Source organism: Bifidobacterium sp. M0404, from assembly GCF_016101415.1.
In the GTDB taxonomy this organism is placed as follows: domain Bacteria; phylum Actinomycetota; class Actinomycetes; order Actinomycetales; family Bifidobacteriaceae; genus Bombiscardovia; species Bombiscardovia polysaccharolytica.
In genome coordinates this window covers 1-1,180 of the sequence record NZ_JACFQP010000017.1, presented here as the reverse complement: position 1 = coordinate 1,180, position 1,180 = coordinate 1, and the positions used below count along the sequence as shown (strand labels likewise).

Annotated in this window: 1 protein-coding gene; it reads left to right on the top strand. The window is 55.1% G+C overall.

Features of this window, described 5'->3' with window-relative positions; genetic code table 11:
• The first annotated feature begins 111 nt into the window (after positions 1-111).
• A complete protein-coding gene (locus H3T93_RS09070) occupies positions 112-1,158 on the top strand; it encodes a LacI family DNA-binding transcriptional regulator (RefSeq protein ID WP_046322541.1) in 1,047 nt (348 codons plus the stop codon).
• Positions 1,159-1,180 lie beyond the last annotated feature (22 nt).

The window sequence follows — 1,180 nt, the reverse complement described above, 5'->3', positions numbered from 1 at the left end:
TGTGTATTCGTTGCGCAAATTTGCATCTATTATTCGTCTTAGTCTGAATAACTATCTACCATTTATGTAATGATTGGAAATAACAAAACTATCGATTCGCGGGGGAAGACAATGAATACACGACTTGCCGACATAGCCGAAAAGGCCGGAGTGAGCCAGGCCACAATCTCCCGTGTCATCAATAACAAACCGGGGGTATCGGACGACACAAGGAACACCGTCCTGAACACCCTATCCTCCATGGGAATGTCCAAGGAGCGCCTGCAGCGCAGCGGCACCCGCCTGGTTGCCATTATCGCGCCGGATTTGTCCAACCCGATTTTTCCCAAGTTCATCACCACCCTGGTCACCCTCCTGGCCCAACACCAACTTCTGCCCATCGTCTGTGTTTACACACCGTCAGGAACATCGGAGGCCGGCTTTTTGACCATGTTGCAAGGTCAACCCTTGAGTGCTGCGATCTTCCTGGCTGGGAGCTATGACACCAAAGACACCAACCTGTCCATTTACCGGAGTCTTACCGACCGCAATATCCCTTGCGCATTCCTCAACAGCACCCCGCGTAACATGGACGGCCTTTTCGTCGGGACCGACGATGAGGCGGCCATCACTATGGTCCTTCATCACCTGATCGATCTGGGGCACAATCGGATCGGACTCCTACTCGGCGACAGGAACCACTACCCCTCCATCCTCAAGCACCAGGCGGCCCAACGATTGTTCAAGGAGAAAGGTTTCAGCCCCGACCAGGCCCCTACAGCCTGGACCACCTATGGGGTGGACTCCGGCAGGATGGCTGCCCGGACCCTTCTGGAACAGGGCGTCACTGCCATCGCCTGTGCAAGTGATCAGTTGGCCCTGGGTGCCATAAGGGCCGCACGGAGCATGAATCTGTCCGTCCCCGGCGATGTCTCTGTCGCCGGATACGACGACTCCCCCTTCATGAGTGACATATCCCCCTCCCTGACTTCGGTCCACCAGCCGGTCGACAAAATCTGCCAGTCCATGGTCAACGGGGTTCTGGCTATGATGGACAACCACAAGCTTTCCAGACGGCGGGATGTGCTCATGTTCGAACCGGAGCTGGTTGTCCGTGAGTCCACTGGCAGGGTCAGCCCCATCCCAACTGATGCTGCAAGAGATTTGAATAGACACTGAATATTTGCGCTCTAATTTCCTT

Excerpts from the sequence above, each read along its gene's own strand:
- H3T93_RS09070 (WP_046322541.1), top strand. The coding sequence starts at position 112 with ATGAATACACGACTTGCCGACATAGCCGAAAAGGCCGGAGTGAGCCAG.